This is a genomic window from Methylophilus sp. QUAN (genome assembly GCF_015354445.1).
Lineage (GTDB): Bacteria > Pseudomonadota > Gammaproteobacteria > Burkholderiales > Methylophilaceae > Methylophilus.
In genome coordinates, this window is record NZ_JADKYT010000001.1 from 837,794 (window position 1) to 854,500 (window position 16,707).

Annotated in this window: 15 protein-coding genes; 10 read left to right on the plus strand and 5 right to left on the minus strand. The window is 53.5% G+C overall.

Annotation, left to right across the window (positions count from 1 at the left end):
* From ureE to INP79_RS04075, 7 genes are all read left to right on the plus strand, one after another.
* Entirely contained in the window at positions 1-492 is a 492-nt protein-coding gene (gene ureE / locus INP79_RS04045) for an urease accessory protein UreE (protein WP_019881621.1), read from the plus strand.
* Positions 485-1,168, plus strand: coding sequence for an urease accessory protein UreF (locus INP79_RS04050; RefSeq protein WP_194753850.1), 684 nt, complete (start codon positions 485-487; stop codon positions 1,166-1,168). The genes ureE and INP79_RS04050 overlap by 8 nt, the downstream gene beginning before the upstream one ends.
* Positions 1,165-1,818, plus strand: a complete 654-nt coding sequence (gene ureG / locus INP79_RS04055; RefSeq protein ID WP_194753026.1) for an urease accessory protein UreG — start codon at positions 1,165-1,167, stop codon at positions 1,816-1,818. The genes INP79_RS04050 and ureG overlap by 4 nt, the downstream gene beginning before the upstream one ends.
* Before the next feature lie 62 nt (positions 1,819-1,880).
* Complete coding sequence (locus INP79_RS04060) at positions 1,881-2,444, plus strand: HupE/UreJ family protein (RefSeq protein ID WP_194753027.1); 564 nt, start codon at positions 1,881-1,883, stop codon at positions 2,442-2,444.
* Between the two features lie 199 nt (positions 2,445-2,643).
* Positions 2,644-6,084, plus strand: a complete 3,441-nt coding sequence (locus INP79_RS04065) for an ATP-binding protein (RefSeq protein WP_194753028.1) — start codon at positions 2,644-2,646, stop codon at positions 6,082-6,084.
* Complete coding sequence (locus INP79_RS04070; RefSeq protein WP_194753029.1) at positions 6,071-7,003, plus strand: response regulator transcription factor; 933 nt, start codon at positions 6,071-6,073, stop codon at positions 7,001-7,003. Before INP79_RS04065 ends, INP79_RS04070 begins: the two co-directional genes overlap by 14 nt.
* A gap of 32 nt (positions 7,004-7,035) precedes the next feature.
* Positions 7,036-7,827, plus strand: a complete 792-nt coding sequence (locus INP79_RS04075; protein ID WP_194753030.1) for an SDR family NAD(P)-dependent oxidoreductase — start codon at positions 7,036-7,038, stop codon at positions 7,825-7,827.
* Positions 7,828-7,902: 75 nt separating this feature from the next.
* Here INP79_RS04075 and INP79_RS04080 read toward each other — a convergent pair whose 3' ends face one another.
* Both INP79_RS04080 and INP79_RS04085 read right to left on the minus strand, forming a co-directional pair.
* A complete protein-coding gene (locus INP79_RS04080; RefSeq protein WP_194753031.1) occupies positions 7,903-8,472 on the minus strand; it encodes an outer membrane protein in 570 nt (189 codons plus the stop codon).
* A gap of 27 nt (positions 8,473-8,499) precedes the next feature.
* On the minus strand, positions 8,500-9,150 hold the full coding sequence (locus INP79_RS04085; protein WP_370583224.1) for a hypothetical protein: 651 nt from the start codon (positions 9,148-9,150) through the stop codon (positions 8,500-8,502).
* A gap of 254 nt (positions 9,151-9,404) precedes the next feature.
* Here INP79_RS04085 and INP79_RS04090 point away from each other — a divergent pair, with 254 nt between their 5' ends.
* The gene (locus INP79_RS04090) at positions 9,405-10,826 is read left to right on the plus strand and encodes a DHA2 family efflux MFS transporter permease subunit (protein ID WP_194753033.1); all 1,422 of its coding nucleotides are present in this window, start codon (positions 9,405-9,407) and stop codon (positions 10,824-10,826) included.
* 46 nt (positions 10,827-10,872) lie between these two features.
* Here the strand turns inward: INP79_RS04090 and INP79_RS04095 are convergent, their stop codons facing one another.
* From INP79_RS04095 to INP79_RS04105, 3 genes are all read right to left on the minus strand, one after another.
* Positions 10,873-11,655, minus strand: a complete 783-nt coding sequence (locus tag INP79_RS04095; protein ID WP_019881630.1) for a ferredoxin--NADP reductase — start codon at positions 11,653-11,655, stop codon at positions 10,873-10,875.
* 64 nt (positions 11,656-11,719) lie between these two features.
* Entirely contained in the window at positions 11,720-12,649 is a 930-nt protein-coding gene (locus tag INP79_RS04100) for an FAD-binding protein (RefSeq protein WP_194753034.1), read from the minus strand.
* Complete coding sequence (locus INP79_RS04105; protein WP_194753035.1) at positions 12,646-13,398, minus strand: electron transfer flavoprotein subunit beta/FixA family protein; 753 nt, start codon at positions 13,396-13,398, stop codon at positions 12,646-12,648. The genes INP79_RS04100 and INP79_RS04105 overlap by 4 nt, the downstream gene beginning before the upstream one ends.
* A 150-nt stretch (positions 13,399-13,548) precedes the next feature.
* Here INP79_RS04105 and INP79_RS04110 point away from each other — a divergent pair, with 150 nt between their 5' ends.
* Both INP79_RS04110 and INP79_RS04115 read left to right on the plus strand, forming a co-directional pair.
* Positions 13,549-14,487, plus strand: a complete 939-nt coding sequence (locus INP79_RS04110) for a LysR family transcriptional regulator (protein WP_194753036.1) — start codon at positions 13,549-13,551, stop codon at positions 14,485-14,487.
* Positions 14,488-14,500: 13 nt separating this feature from the next.
* Complete coding sequence (locus tag INP79_RS04115; RefSeq protein ID WP_194753038.1) at positions 14,501-16,147, plus strand: electron transfer flavoprotein-ubiquinone oxidoreductase; 1,647 nt, start codon at positions 14,501-14,503, stop codon at positions 16,145-16,147.
* The last annotated feature ends 560 nt before the right edge of the window (positions 16,148-16,707 follow it).

The following is a 16,707-nucleotide window of genomic DNA, read 5'->3' on the forward strand; positions in this document are numbered from 1 at the left end:
ATGATTCATTTAACCGAACGTATTACTGTCAGCGGCCGTATCGACGATCAATTAGAGTTACCTTTTGATCAACGCCAGAAAAGTCGTCTGCGTGTGGCGCTGGTGTCTGGTCGTGAAGCTGCCCTGTTTCTAAGCCGTGGCATTATTTTACGCGGTGGCGATTTGATTCAATCAGAGGACGGCAGTCTGGTGGTGCAGATTGTGGCCGCGCAAGAGCCTGTCTATAACGTGATTGCGCCTACCCCAAGAGATTTAATGCGAGCCGCCTATCATTTAGGCAATCGCCATGTGCCCTTGCAGATTGGCGATGGTTGGCTGCGCCTGGAGCAGGATTATGTGCTCAGGGATATGCTGCTGGGTTTAGGTATGCAGGTGAGTGAAGTGCATGCACCATTTGAGCCGGAAGCCGGCGCCTATGGTGGCGGTCACCGGCATGGTGAGGATGCCTTACATTCGTTGCGCCCACGGCAGGATGGTCATGCGCATGGCTAGTGCACTGGCACTGAGTCGGTTGCTACAACTGGCGAGTCCGCTGCTGCCGGTGGGGGCTTATGGCTATTCGCAAGGGTTGGAGTGGGCCATTGAGTCCGGCGAGGTGAAAGATGTTGCTTCGGCCCAACGCTGGATAGGCGACAGTTTACAGGTCTATCATGCGCGCTTTGAGTTGCCGGTGTTATACCGTTTGTATCAAGCCTGGCAGGCAGGTGACATGCAGCAAGTGCAAGCCTGGGACAGTTTTTACCAGGCCGGGCGTGATACCGCCGAAGGTTGGGCGGAAACGCGGCAAATGGGATATTCATTGCGGCGGCTGTTGAATGATTTAAAGCCGATGTCTGCCGAACTGGTTGCGCAGGTGAATACGCTGGCGTCACCTGCTTTTCCAACATTGTACTCTGCCATTGCCCAGCACTGGCAGATTGCGCCCGAGCAGATGTTGCACGGTTACGCCTGGGGCTGGCTGGAAAACCAGGCCAGCGCTGCCATGAAAGCCGTGCCATTAGGACAGGTCGCTGGCCAGACCATTCTGCTCGCCTTGGGTGAGCAATTGCCACAAGTGATACAAGCTGCCATGCAGCTGCCGGATGATGAAATGAGTAACTTTAATCCTTTGCTCAGCATCGCCGGATGCCAACACGAAACACAATATAGTAGGTTATTCAGATCATGAAAATACATACCCAGTTTGACACGCCCACACCCGCCGTCACCGATTACAAAGAGCCTTTGCGCGTTGGTATCGGCGGCCCGGTGGGTTCCGGTAAAACCGCCTTAACCCTGGCGCTGTGCCAGCGCTTGCGCGAGGTGTATAACATTGCTGTTGTCACCAATGATATTTATACCAAGGAAGACGCTGAGTTTTTGACGCGTAACGAAGCCCTGGTGCCTGAGCGCATTATTGGCGTCGAAACCGGTGGTTGCCCGCATACGGCAATCCGCGAAGATGCTTCCATGAACCTGGAGGCCGTAGACCAGTTAAGCAAGCGTTTCCAGACGCTGGATATCGTGTTTGTCGAAAGTGGTGGCGATAATCTGGCTGCGACCTTTAGCCCCGAGTTGTCTGATTTAACCATTTACGTGATTGATGTGGCAGCCGGTGAAAAAATCCCGCGCAAAGGCGGCCCTGGCATTACCAAGTCTGACCTACTGGTGATTAACAAGATTGACCTGGCGCCCATGGTGGGCGCTTCGCTCGAAGTCATGGATCAGGATGCCAAACGGATGCGTGGCGAGAAGCCATTTGTGTTCAGCAACCTCAAAAGCGGGCAGGGCTTGGAAGAGATTGTGAGATTTATAGAAAAACAAGGGCTGATGTTATAGCGAGACGGCTGCCTCTATGAGGCTATGCGTATGGATCACTTAATTCTGTTGGAGAAGGTTGAATGAAAAAAAGTATTGTTTGGGGTATCGCAGCTAGCCTGGTGTCTGGTGCCGCTTGGGCGCATCCAGGGCATGGTCTGACGGCAGGTTTTGCAGCTGGTTTTCTGCACCCGCTGACCGGTTGGGATCATTTGCTGGTGATGTTGTCATTGGGCATCTGGGCGGCCCGGCGTCCACAGGGGCAGGGCTGGCAGTTGCCCGTATTGTTTGTGGCGGTGATGACCGCCGCTGCATTGATGGCCATGTCATGGATGTCTGTATCCTTGGCCGAGCTACTCGTGGCGGCCAGCCTGATGGTGATGGGAGGGTTGCTGATGACTGAGGTGAGTCTGTCACGCGGTGTACAGTTGGCCGGGGTGACGGTGATTGCGTCGGCGCATGGCTATCTGCACGGCCTGGAGCTGGGGAGTCAATGGACTGCACTGCTCGGCATGGTGCTGGCGACCGCTGCATTACATGGCCTGGGCTGGTGGCTGGGCAAGCAGCGGCAAGCATGGTCGATGCCAGCGTCTAAGGTGCTGGGTGGGGTGATGCTGGTACTCGGCGCAAGCTTACTCTGGGCTTAGCCGCGGATAGGCGTGCGTTAACGCCTGCACGAGGCGACAAAAGTAAAATGCGGATAAGTTTGTTATCCGCATTTTTTATTTGTGGCATGCTTTAGCTATGCTACGTCAATTAACGTAGTGATTGATTTCATCTCACGCTCTAGCATACGCTGGGGCGCTTATTTTCCTCTTACGGTCCCGTCTTTTTAAGGATTGTTGATTGTCTAACCCTTCCGAGCTATCACAGGCACCGCATGCCGAGCCGATACAGCGTATCGTCAAGATTCGTCGCGACTATAACAATTGGGTCGCCAACGAAACCATAGAAGATTACGCGCTGCGCTATACGCCACGAGCGTTCCGTAAGTGGTCGATTTTACGTGTCTCGAATACGGCGCTGGGGGCGATTTCTTTCCTGGTGCTGGAGGCGATTGGTGGCACGATTACCATTAACTATGGGTTCCCCAATGCCTTGTGGGCGATTCTGGCCGTCGGCCTGATTATTTTCCTGACCGGTTTGCCCATCAGCTACTACGCCGCCAAATATGGCCTGGATATGGACTTGCTGACGCGTGGCGCGGGCTTTGGCTATATCGGTTCGACCATTTCCTCGTTTATTTACGCTTCATTCACCTTTATCCTGTTTTCGCTCGAAGCGGCGATTATGGGCTATGCGCTGGAGTTGTATTTTCATTTGCCGCTCTATCTCGGATACCTGGTCAGTGCGCTGATTGTCATTCCGCTGGTCACGCACGGCGTGACCTTGATTAGCCGCATCCAGATGATTACGCAGCCAATCTGGATTGCGCTGATGTTCCTGCCGTTTTTTGCGATTATCCAGATGGACCCGGATGTATTGCATCGCTTGAGTACCTTTGCTGGTGTGTCTACAGATGGTGGTCATTTTAACTGGGTCATGTTTGGCACGGCGACGGCGGTGGGTGTGGCACTGATTCCACAGATCGGCGAGCAGGTCGACTTTTTGCGCTTTATGCCTATGCGTAACCAGGAGAATTACTGGCGCTGGAACCTTGGTGTGCTGATGGCCGGGCCGGGCTGGGTGATTCTGGGTATGCTCAAAATGCTGGCGGGTGCCTTGCTGGCTTACCTGGTATTTAACCGCGATATGCCATTGAGCTCAGCGGTCAACCCTACGCATATGTACTGGGTCGGTTTTGAACACGTATTCAGTAACCACCAAGTGGCACTGGCGGTGACGGCATTGTTTGTCTGTGTGTCGCAAATCAAGGTCAATATGACCAATGCCTATGCCGGTTCGCTGGCCTGGTCCAACTTCTTCGCCCGCCTCACGCATAGCCATCCGGGACGTATTGTCTGGGTAGCGTTCAACGTCATGATTGCTATTGTGCTTATGGAGCTCAATGTATTCCAGGCGCTGGAAGAAATCCTGGGTTTGTACGCCAATATCGCCATTGCCTGGATTGCCGCGGTAGTGGCCGACCTGGTGATCAATAAGCCACTGGGCTTGAGCCCCAAAGGTATTGAGTTCCGCCGTGCTTATTTATACGACATTAACCCGGTGGGTGTTGGTGCCATGTTTATTGCGTCAGCAATTTCAATTGCGGCCTATACCGGTATCATGGGTGTGCTGGCGCAATCATTTTCGACGTTTATTTCGCTGTTTACGGCCTTGCTCATGTCGCCGCTGATTGCCTGGTATACCAAAGGGAAGTATTACCTGGCCAGGCAGCGCCCCACTTATTTGCAGCCGTCTACCACCAAGCAATGCGTGATTTGTGAGCGCGAGTATGAGGTGAACGACATGGCGCATTGCCCCGCTTATGGCGGTGCGATCTGCTCCTTGTGCTGCTGCCTAGATGCGCGCTGCCATGATGCCTGCAAACCGCAGGCGCGGCTGAGTGCGCAGTGGGAAGCGCTGAACAGAAAGTTCTTGCCGCAGCGCTTGTGGCCACATCTCAATGGCGGGGTGGCGCATTTCTTATTGCTCATGCTGATCGCGATGATTTTGTTCGGCGCCACCATAGGCCTGATTTACCTGCATGATGCCCTGACTGTTGGCCGTGAGTACCCTGGGCTGATGCAGCATTTCCGTTCTGGTTATTTAAAGGTGTTTGTCGCTTTGCTGTTTTTGGGCGGGATTGTGGCCTGGTGGCTGGTACTGACTTCGGCCAGCCGACGGGTGGCACAAGAAGAGTCTAACCGGCAAACCGGCCTGTTGCTGGAAGAAATTGAATCGCACAAAAAAACCGATACGCAGTTGCAAAAAGCACGCCGTCTGGCTGAAGAGGCGAATCAGGCCAAGAGCCGCTACATCACCGGCATCAGCCATGAGTTACGTACACCGCTCAACAGTATCCTGGGTTATGCGCAACTGCTGACCAATGACGACAGCATCCCCGACCACCGCAAGCAGGCGATTAAAACCATCAGCCGTGGCGGCGAACACTTGCTGTCACTGATTGAAAGCACGCTGGATATCGCGCGGATTGAAAGCGGCAAAATGACCTTTGACGTCAAGCCGCTGCATTTTCCGGAATTTATCAGCCAGATGGTGAGCATGTTTGAAATCCAGGCGCAAAACAAAGGCCTGGCATTTTATTTTGAGCAGTCCGGCAACTTGCCGGAGTACGTGCGTGCTGACCACAAACGCTTGATGCAGATACTAGTGAATATCCTGGGTAATGCAGTCAAGTTTACCACCAAAGGCAGTGTGACTTTCCGGGTCAGCTACGCGCGGGAAATCGCCCAAATTGATATTGAGGATACCGGCCCCGGTATTGCACCAAATGAGGTAGAGAAGATTTTTGAGCCGTTTGAGCGTGGCAGTGCGGCCGATGTCGTTGGCATTGGCGGCACTGGTTTGGGCCTGACCATCAGCAAGCTGTTGACGCAGCTGATGGGCGGCGAAATGCAGTTTGACAGCGTGCTGGGACGTGGCACGCGTTTTGAAATTCGCCTATTTTTGCCGCAGATTCGCGAAACGGCACATTTGTCGAAAAAAGCCGTGCGGCAGCGCATTGGTTACGAAGGGCCGATCAAGACTGTGCTGGTGGTGGATAATGAAGAGGTCGACCGTGAGTTATTGCGTGATGCCTTGCAGCCACTGGGCTTTATTGTGCATGAAGCAGGTAACGGCCAGGCTTGCGTGAACCAGTACCAGATGGTGCATGCGGACTTGATCCTGATGGATTTGGCCATGCCGGTGATGGATGGCTGGGAGGCGGCTTATATCATCCGCCAGGTGCATCAATCCAAACTGCCGATTGCGATTATCTCCGCCAATGCCTATGACCGCAGCCTGGACAACCAGGCCAAGATTCCGGCACAAGACTTTTTTGTCAAACCGGTTAACCTGGACGAGGTGCTGGACTGGATAGGCAATCAGCTCGGCCTGACCTGGCGTTATGTAGATAGCGCTGCAGCTCAGTCGGCGCTTGCCCTGGAGCCAGCTGAGCCTGCGAGTGATGTTGACCCTATCCCGGCGATCCTGCTGGAAAACATGGCCCAGTTCGCCCGTATGGGTTACGTTAAAGGTGTACGCGAAGTATTAGCCACCTTGAACAGAGAGCATACACAACATCAAACATTTATTAACGCCTTGCAGCAGTCCATGGAGCGCTTTGATTTTGCTAAACTGCAACGCTTGATTGAGGAGTACACCAAAAATGACCAGCCATAGCCATACCGTGTTAATTGTGGATGATGTGCCAGAAAACCTGGCCTATCTGCATGATGCACTGGATGAGTCCGGCTACCAGGTCTATGTGGCCAACTCCGGTGAGATGGCGTTGCAAGTGGCGCACCTGATGCAGCCGCATGTGATCTTAATGGATGCCATGATGCCCGGTCTAGACGGTTTTGCTACTTGCCGTCGCATTAAGGCTGCGGCAGAAACCCAGCATATCCCGGTGATTTTCATGACTGGCCTGACCGAAATTGAGCATGTCACCATGGCGTTTGATGCCGGTGGTGTGGACTATGTGACCAAACCAGTACGCCCGGCGGAAGTGCTGGCACGGCTGAAAGCCCATGTGCAGAATGCCACCAAAATGCACCAGGCGACTTCAGCGCTGGATGCTTTTGGCCAGGCGACGATTGCGATTTTGCCTACGGATAAACGCCTGGTATGGCAAACCCCGTTGGCCAAACAATACCTGGAACAGTATTTTGCCGAGTGGGCAGCCAAAGAATCCTATAACGCCGTGCAAACCTTGCCGCCCATGATTTACCAGTGGTTGGAAAGCTCCATCCAGCAATTCTCCAGCGGGCAGTCCATGCAAACGCTCAGTGTCAATCAGGGTAATGCGCGCTTGAGCCTGACGGTGGCCAATACCAGTGAGGAGCAATGGGTGGTGGTGTTGCGTGAGCATTCAGACGAAGCACAAATTGAGTCGCTTGGTAAGTTGTTCCAACTGACCAAGCGCGAGTCAGAAGTATTGTATTGGACGGTCAAAGGCAAAACCAACAAGGATGTGGGCGAGATTCTGGGCACCAGCCCGCGTACTATTAACAAGCATCTTGAGCACGTATTCCAGAAGCTGGGTGTAGAAACCAGGACGGCTGCTGCCTCACTGGTGGCTTCAAAAATCAAGTTCTAGACGAATCAACTTCACCACTAAAAGGAATCCCCATGGACCTACAACTGGCAGGCAAGAAAGCGCTCATTTCAGGGTCAACGGCGGGTATCGGCCTGGCAATTGCCACGCAACTGGCGCAGGAAGGCGCGCAGGTGATTATCAACGGCCGCTCGCAGGCTTCGGTGACACAGATGGTTGAGGCTCTCACCCGGCAAACAGGCGGTCGTGTGCAAGGGTTTGCCGGGGACCTGAGCCAGGCTGCCGTGGCGGAGGCCCTGGTTGCGGCGCATCCTGAGGTTGATATTCTGGTCAATAACCTGGGGATTTTTGAACCTAAAGCCTTTGAAGACATTCCAGATGCTGACTGGCTGCGTTTTTTCGATGTCAATGTGTTAAGCGGCGTGCGCCTGTCCAGATTGTATTTGCCGCATATGAAACAGCAGGACTGGGGCCGCATTGTATTTATTTCCAGTGAGAGTGGCGTGCAGATTCCGCCGGAAATGATTCACTATGGCATGACCAAGTCGGCGCAGATCGCGGTGGCGCGCGGCCTGGCAGAGTCGCTGGCGGGCACACAAATTACGGTCAACAGCATTTTGCCTGGCCCCACCCGTTCGCGAGGCGTGGGAGACTTTGTCGACGCCATGGCGCAAGCAGGGCAGCAATCCGCAGAAAGTTTCGAAAAGGAATTCTTTGCGCAGGTGCGGCCAACCTCGCTGATTCAACGGTTTGCAACGACTGAAGAGGTGGCCAGCCTGGTGACTTATATCGCCAGCCCTTTATCTTCGGCCACCAATGGCGCGGCCTTGCGGGTGGACGGCGGCGTCATAAAAAGCGCTTTTTAAAGAGAAACGGCCTGTCAGGGCGATCAATCCCCGACAGGCCGGTATCTGCTGTTGAGAGAGGAAAACACCAGATACCTAAAAGTGGTAAACAACGCCCACCGTGGTGACGTTGGAATCGAAAGATTTACTGCCACCGCCATTAACATCGACCTCGGCGCGATAGTGATCCCAGCCCACGCGCATCGAAATCGTTTTGTCAAAATGGTACTCCGCACCCAGGCCATAGGTGGCACCCATGTGTGTCGCATCGTCATAAGCACTGATGCCTGACACTTTGCTGCTGGTGGCGGCAACGCCTAATTTCCCATACACATCAAAAGCATCGTTGAGTGGCAAAATGCCGACGGCAGTCAGGCTGAGCGCATCTGCCTTGACGCTGCCATGCACATTGTCGGTGACTTTGCCGATGCCAGTATATTGGCCTTCGACGGCAAAGTATGGATTAAATTTGTAGCCAGCAACCACGCCCGCCACAGCCTGGCTGTCTTTGTCTACGCCGTTAGGTGTTTTCAAATTGGGCATGCCTATGCCCAGATTCGCGCCGGCATAAAAGCCTTCAGTACTTGCTCCTTCAGCCGCGGCCCACAGTGGTGCGGCTAAGGTCACACTGCTGATTAACAATAAGAGGATGTGTTTACGTATCATGCTTACTCCAATAGCTATTGATCAATCTTATTTAAGTTTGCTTTGCGCCAGTTTCAGGCCTTCTTCGATATCCTGTCTGCGACCGGCATCGGCATCTTCTCGGCCAGGGCGGGCAGGTGCCTGCAAGGCTTTTTGGTAATACGTCACGGCCTGGCTGTAATCGCCCTGGGCGCGTAGGTAGTCTGCGTAGAAATAGTTACTGTCTATGCCTGCTGGATTAAGTTGCAGGGCTTTTTCCAGATATTCACGGCCTTTTTTCTTGTCGCCAAAACCAATCGGCCAGCCCGGTACGCGGAAGTACAAGGAGCCTAGTGTGGTATAGGCTGAGCCATTCAGTGCCTGTGGATTGGTTTTGATGCTGGCGAGTAATAAGTCGCGTGCCTGCTCGGCGGCTTTCAGGGCATTGACTGGATGTAAAGGCCCCATGCTTTTGGCGTAACCACTGAGGACGATGGCTTCCCATATCTGCGCTTCGTTCGCTTCAGGGTTTTTCGCCGTTAGCTGGTGTGCCTGTTCAGTCAGGGTTTTAAACGCTGCTTCTTGCTGGTCTTTGCTGGTTTGGTAGGTGGCTTTTGCCCAGGCATGTTGCAGGCTGGCAAGTTCGTTATCCAGGGCTTCATCGGCAAAAGCGGCGCGCGTCAGCAAGGCCAGGCAGGTGTATATGATTAAACGTTTCACAATGGCTCCCAGTTCAAATAAGTTCTTTTTTGCAATAAGAGTGCCAGCCTGCATGGTGGGTGTGGGATGGAATATTGTTTAAATAAATCATAGGCTTGCGCTTGATTTTTTGTAGCACTGAAGGGTGCTGGGGTTGAGGGGCGAGATGAACCCTGCTTTTTTTGCACAGTCTCAGCAGGTGACTCTGCAAAAAATGCATGCTATGGTCAGCGTGATATCAGATCACAATCATTCCTCAACAACCGTGAATCATCATGCACGCTAATACACAAGTTCTTTCGTTTGAGGCGCTGTCACAGCGCTATGGTGACCGTTATAAATGGATGGTGCTGATTATTATCGGCGTCGGCACCATTGCGGGCGTCTTGTGTACGTCCAGTTTTAATGTGGCGGTACCTGCGCTGACACATACCTTTCACTTGGGGCAAGACCACGTACAGTGGGCGATGACGGCATTTCTGGCGGCCATGACCATAGGCATGTTGCCTGCAGCGTGGTGGCTTGAGCGTTTCGGTCTGCGTCGCGTATTTATCACTACGTTGTGGCTGCTGATTGCCGCCAGCGTAGCTGGTTTTTATGCGCACTCATTTGTAGAGGTGGTGATTGCGCGCTTGCTGCAAGGCCTGGCGGCGGGAGTGTTACAGCCGCTAGGCGTCATGGCGCTGATGCGCTTGTTCCCACCCAATATCCAGGGGCGCGCCTCTGGCATTCTGATTGTGGGGATCGCATTTACGCCAGCAATTGCGCCGTCTATCAGTGGCTGGTTACTCGACCAGTTTGGTTGGCATGCCATTTTTCTGCTCGGGGTGCCGTTTGCACTCCTTGCATTATTGTGTGCGTGGCGCTGGCTACCTGCGCCGCGCAAGAACCCCATCAAGCCGTTTGACTGGCCAGGCCTGGGTTGGCTGTCGGCCGCCACCATCGGCCTGGTCGAATTTGTCTCCAGTTTGCACCATAGCGGGCTGGCATCCACCTGGACTTGGGGGCAGGCAACGCTGACTGTGGTGTCCATGATCTGCTACCTGCGCCATGCCCATCAGTTGCCACATGCCATTATCCAGTTGCACTTGTTCAACCGGCCCACTTTCAGTCGAGGCACGCTAGTGGCGTTTGCTTATGGCTTTGGCTTGTATGCGTCGACTTACCTGATTCCAGTCTTTCTGCAAAACGCCATGGCTTATTCAGCCACAGATGCGGGTTTGTTATTGCTGCCTTCCGGATTGGCGCTGGTGCTAACGATTCCGTTTGCCGGACGCATGGCAGACCGTTTCTCGCCTAAGCGAATCACGCTGGCTGGTCTAATGGTGTTCGGTGCTTCATTCCTGGTATTCGCGATGGCGGCCAGGCAGGTGCAGTACTGGGATATTGTGGCCGCAACGGTGGTTGGCCGCATCGGCCTGGGCCTCATTTTACCCGCACTCAATCTGGCGACCTTGCATGAAATGGAGCCGCACCAGTTAGGCCAGTCTTCTGTCGTGGTGAGTTACGCCAGGCAGTTGGGCGGCGTGGTCGGTGTGACCATGATGGCGGTGTTTATGGAGTGGCGCGAACGTGTGTTTGGCATGGTGACGCCAGGGATTTTTGAAGCCTATGCGCAAGGCTTTTTGCTGTTATCGGCGGTGTTTGCGCTGGCAATCATAGCAGCACTAGGAATGAAGGACGCAAAACGCGAATAGTGAAAAAATGGCTGTGATCTTGCAATCACAGCCAGTCTTGAAGAGATTACTTCTCTACGAACGCTTTTTCAATCACGTAGTCGCCAAGTTCACCAATGCGTGGTGATACCTTGAAGCCACGTTTATCCAGCATGGCAGCGGTATCCACCAACATGGCTGGGCTACCGCAAATCATGGCGCGGTCTGTTTCTGGGTTCAATGGCGGCAAGCCAATGTCTTCGAACAGTTTGCCACTTTCCACCAGGTCAGTCAGGCGGCCCTGGTTTCTGAACGGCTCGCGTGTCACCGTTGGGTAGTAAATCAGTTTGTTGCGCACTTCTTCGCCAAAGAATTCGTTATTCGGTAAGTCTTTGGTGATGAATTCTTCATAGGCCAGTTCATTGACGTAACGTACGCCGTGAATCAGGATGACTTTTTCAAAACGGTCATACACTTCGATGTCCTGGATCAGGCTCATAAATGGGGCCAGGCCGGTACCGGTAGAGAAAAAGTACAGATTCTTACCTGGTTTCAAGTCATGTGTGACCAAGGTGCCGGTCGGCTTGCGGCTCACCAGCAATGGGTCGCCCACTTTCAAGTGTTGCAGGCGTGAAGTCAGCGGGCCGTTAGGCACTTTAATGCTGAAAAACTCCAGATGCTCTTCATAGTTTGGGCTGGCAATACTGTAAGCACGTGTCAGTGGCAGGCCATCTACTTCCATGCCAATCATCACAAACTGGCCATTTTCAAAACGCAGACCTGGGTCGCGAGTGGCCTTAAAGCTGAATAAGGTGTCGTTCCAGTGATGAACGCTCAAAATCGTTTCGGTGGAATATTTTTTATTACTCATGTCTTATCTTTTACTCGCGACTAGGCAAAGGGTTTGAATTTAAAGGGTTTATTCTAACAGGCTATTATAGCGCAGCTGTCAATTGTGGCACTGCTTCAAACAAATCAGCCACCAGACCATAGTCTGCAATCTTGAAAATCTGCGCTTCCGGGTCCTGGTTAATGGCCACAACGACCTTGCTATCTTTCATGCCGTAAGCATGTTGGATGGCACCGGAAATACCAACAGCGATATATAGCTCAGGCGCAACCACCACGCCAGTCTGGCCCACTTGCAGGTCATTAGGCGCATAGCCTGCGTCTACCGCGGCACGGCTGGCGCCAATCGCGGCATGCAGTTTGTCTGCCAATGGCGCAATGACTTGAGCAAATGCATCAGCACTGCCCAGTGCGCGGCCACCGGAAACCACCACTTTAGCGGCAGTCAGTGCTGGACGCTCGGATTTGTTAAACGCCTCGGCTACCCAGCGGCTGCCTTGTGGGGCTGCTGGCACACTGATCGTTTTCACTTCGGCAGTCGCACCCACAGCAGCGGCTGCAAATTTGCTGCCGCGTACCGTTAATACTTGTGTCGCATCGCTGCTCTGCACGGTGGCCAGTACGTTACCTGCGTAAATGCCACGCACATAAGTATTGGCATTCACAATTTCCAGCACATCTGACAGCATGTTGACGTCCAATAGGGCGGCTACACGTGGCAACACGTTTTTGCTGAAAGCGCTGTGCGCCGCCAGCACCACGGTGTAATTGGCAGCCAGTGGCACAATAATGTCAGCCAGGTGTTCTGCGGTAGGGTGTTGCAATGCTGCGTCGCTGGCGACCAATACGCTGCTCACGCCTTGCAAGGCAGCGGCTTGTGCAGCCAATGCATCTGGCTGTGCGGCGGCAATCAGCACGTCAACCGGTTGTTGCCATTGTTGGGCAGCGGTCACGGCACGCGCGACTTGTTCATTCAAATGCTGGCCGTTGTGTTCGGCAATAATCAGTGTTCTCATGCAATGATCCCTTCGTGCGCACGCAGTTTGCTCAATAACTCATTCACGTCTTTCACCATGATGCCGGCAGGGCGCTCTGGCGGTGCGGCCACTTTGAGCTGTTGCACATTGTGCGTGAGGGAGACGTTCAGGGAATCCAGTGGTACATTTTCCAGGGGTTTCTTTCTGGCCATCATCAGGTTAGGCAGTTTGACGTAGCGTGGCTCATTCAGGCGCAGGTCGGCAGTAATCACGGCGGGCAGGCTGACGGCTAATGTTTCTGTGCCGCCATCAATTTCGCGCACCACGGTCGCTTGGTCACCCTCGATCGTGATTTGTGACGCATAGGTGGCTTGTGGCAGTTTCAACAACGCCGCCAGCATCTGGCCAGTTTGGCCTGCATCATCATCAATCGCCTGTTTGCCCAGCAAAATCAGCTTGGGCTGTTCGCGCTCAACCACGGCTTTTAATACCTTGGCGACGCCTAATGAGTGCAAAGTGTCTGACGTTTCAATCAACATGGCACGGTCAGCGCCCATGGCCAAGGCATGGCGCAGGATGTCCTGGTTGGCAGCGCCACCAATGGTGACGGCAACAATTTCAGTCACAATGCCTTTTTCCTTGAGGCGGATCGCCTCTTCAATCGCGTTTTCATCAAACGGATTGACGCCCATTTTGACGCCATCAATATCCACATTTGAGCCATCCGCTTTGACGCGGACTTGGATGTTATAATCAACGACCCGTTTGATCGCTACCAGTGCTTTCATAAAACGTTTGCCTTTGTTGGGGTTTTACTCGTAACCGAGCATTTTAAGCCAGCTTGTAATATTTATTAAATTGATTATTATAATATTATATATCTATTTTGTAGATTGATTTTGACGCGGCGCAAATGTCGCGTAATCCCTTACCCTGCAATGAAGTACACACTTAGACAGCTGGAGATTTTTGTCGCGATCAGTCGCGCTGGCAGTGTGTCACGCGCCTGCGATCAACTTGCCTTGTCACAATCTGCCGCCAGTACGGCGCTGATTGAGCTGGAAAAGCAGTTTGATATCCAGTTATTTGACCGTGTCGGCAAGTCATTACGTATTAATGAGGCCGGGCAACAATTGTTGCCAAAAGCCGTGGAGTTACTCGACCGGGCGCGTGAAATCGAGCGCATGCTGCAAGGCCAGCAAGGCTATGGCAACCTGAAGATTGGGGCGACGCTGACCGTGGGTAATTACCTGGTGACCTTGCTGGTGGCCAAATTTCTGCAACAATATCCACAAAGCCACATCCAGTTGCAGGTGCAAAACACGCGTACCATTGTCGAGCAAATTGCAAATCATACCCTGGATTTAGGTATGATTGAGGGCGAGTGCAACCACCCGGATATTGCTGTTGCGCCCTGGATTGCCGACGAACTGGTGATTTTTGCGGCACCCACGCACCCGCTGGCACAGATTGCGCAAACCGGTAAAACCATCCACAAGTCAGATTTATTGCTGCAACCGTGGATCGTCCGTGAAAAGGGTTCTGGCACGCGCGAGACGTTTGACCGCGCGTTCAAGCAGGATTATTCGCGGCTCAATATTACGCTGGAGCTGGAGCACACCGAGGCGATCAAGCGCGCGGTAGAGTCCGGCCTTGGCATCGGCTGCATTTCAAGGCTGGCGCTCAAGGACGCATTCAGGCGCGGTAGCCTGGTGCCGATTGAGAACCACAGTTTGCAGTTTCACCGCAATTTTTATTTTTTATGGCACAGGCAGAAATATCAGACCGGTGGCATCCGTCAGTTCCTGGCATTTTGCCAGGCGTTCACCCAAGGGGCGACGCGTAGCGACCTGATCGATATTCCGGCGATTGCCTGACGGAGGAGGAAGTATGGACAGAGATGTCATGGAATATGATGTGCTGGTGGTTGGGGCAGGCCCGGCGGGCTTGTCGGCCGCCATCCGTCTCAAACAATTGGCACAAGCACAAGGCCAGGAGTTGGGCGTGTGTGTGCTGGAGAAAGGTGCCGAAGTCGGCAGCCATATTTTCTCTGGTGCCGTGCTGGACCCGAAAGCCTTGCAGGAGCTGTTTCCAGACTGGCAAGCCTTAGGTGCGCCGTTGAATACGCCTGTGAATAAAGATACCTTTGTGGTACTCGGCGAAGAAAAAGCCTGGGACATGCCTGAGTGGGCCTTGCCGCCGCTCATGGGTAATCATGGTAATTACATCATCAGCCTGGGCGAAGTCTGCCGCTGGCTGGCCGGCCAGGCAGAAGCGCTGGGGGTAGAAATTTATACCGGCTTTTCTGCGCAATCGCCCAGCTATGACGAACATGGCCGCATGGTAGGCGTGATTACCGGCGATATGGGCCTGGACAAACAGGGTGAACCAACGGCGAATTACACGCCAGGCATCGAAATTCGCGCCAAATACACGCTGGTGGCTGAAGGTACACGCGGTTCATTGACCAAGCAGCTGGAAGCACGTTACGGCTTGCGTGCCGCCTCCAGCCCGGCCAAATATGGCATTGGCTTCAAGGAAGTCTGGCGCGTGAAGCCTGAGTTACACCAGAAAGGCCTGATTGAGCACACCTTGGGCTGGCCGCTGGATGCCAGTACCGGTGGCGGTGGTTTTATTTATCACCATGGTGAGAACCTGGTATCCGTCGGTTACGTGGTGCACCTGGATTACCGTAATCCTTATTTGTCCCCGTTTGATGTGTTCCAGACCTATAAAACACATCCCAAACTCAAGGCTTTATTGCAGGATGGCAAACGCCTGAGCTATGGCGCACGCGCGATTTCTGAAGGTGGCGTGCAATCGTTGCCGGAAATGGCCTTCCCGGGAGGTGCTTTGCTGGGCTGCAGCGCGGGCCTGGTCAATGTGCCTAAAATCAAGGGCACGCATTACGCCATGAAATCCGGCATGCTGGCGGCGGAAGCTGTCTTTGAAGCTGTTGCACAGGGTAGCCCGGAAGTGTTGACCAGTTATGTGCAAAAACTACGTGCTTCTTGGGTATGGCAAGAGTTGTATGCTGTGCGCAATGTCAAACCGTATTTGTCCCGCTGGGGTACTTGGGCAGGCACTGTGCTGGGTGGTGCTGAGATGTGGCTGGCGAACTGGAATATCAGTTTGCCGTGGACGCTCAAACACAATTACGCCGACCACGCCACGCTGGCGGAGGCATCACAAAGCCGTCAGCCGGTCTACGCCAAACCCGATGGCGTGCTGACGTTTGATAAGCTCAGTTCGGTCAGTTTATGCAATATTGCGCATGATGATCATCAACCCTGCCACTTGAAACTGGGCGTGGCCGATATGCCGGTACGTGTGAACTTGCCGCGTTACGCTGGGCCAGAGCAGCGCTATTGCCCGGCTGGGGTGTATGAGTTTGTTGAGCAGGCCGGTGAAAAAGCCTTGCAGATCAATGCGCAGAACTGCATTCATTGCAAAACCTGCGATATTAAAGACCCAACACAAAATATTAACTGGGTGCCACCAGAGGGCGGTAGCGGACCGAATTACGTTTCGCAGTGATTAGAGTTGACGTTCTTTTTCGCCTCTCGGCGAGTCACTTTCTGGTGCTTGCCCCCCAGAAAGTAACCAAAGAAGAGGGCACCCAGCCATCACGGCCTTCGGCTCCCTTGCGTTGCTCAACAAAACAAGCGGTCACGAAACTCGCCCTAGCAGCTTGCACACTGCGCAAGCTGCCGCGGAGCTCAAACAGTCGCTCCCTTCTCCCTTGTTTTGTCTCCGCTACTCAGCATGATGGAATGGGATCTATCTCGCCAAACCCATATAGTTGAAGTTCGGAAGGTTTGAAAACCAGATTCGTTTATTTAAATTATCAAACGTTGCGCTCACTTGGTTTCCGGGGTCCCCATCTGCCGCGCCGAGCAACGCAGGGTTGGCGGGAGTTTTCGGCCATCGGCTGTCCGAGTTCCGCAACAAGCCACGCCTTGTGTGGCTTGTCAGGGCGAGTTTCGATGGACGCCCGGCAACCGGAGTAGCGCAGGAAACAAGCGGAAGCTGGGGTGTCTTGTTCTTTGCCTTCTTTCTTATGGACAAGCATAAGAAAGAATGGTCGCCGAGAGGCG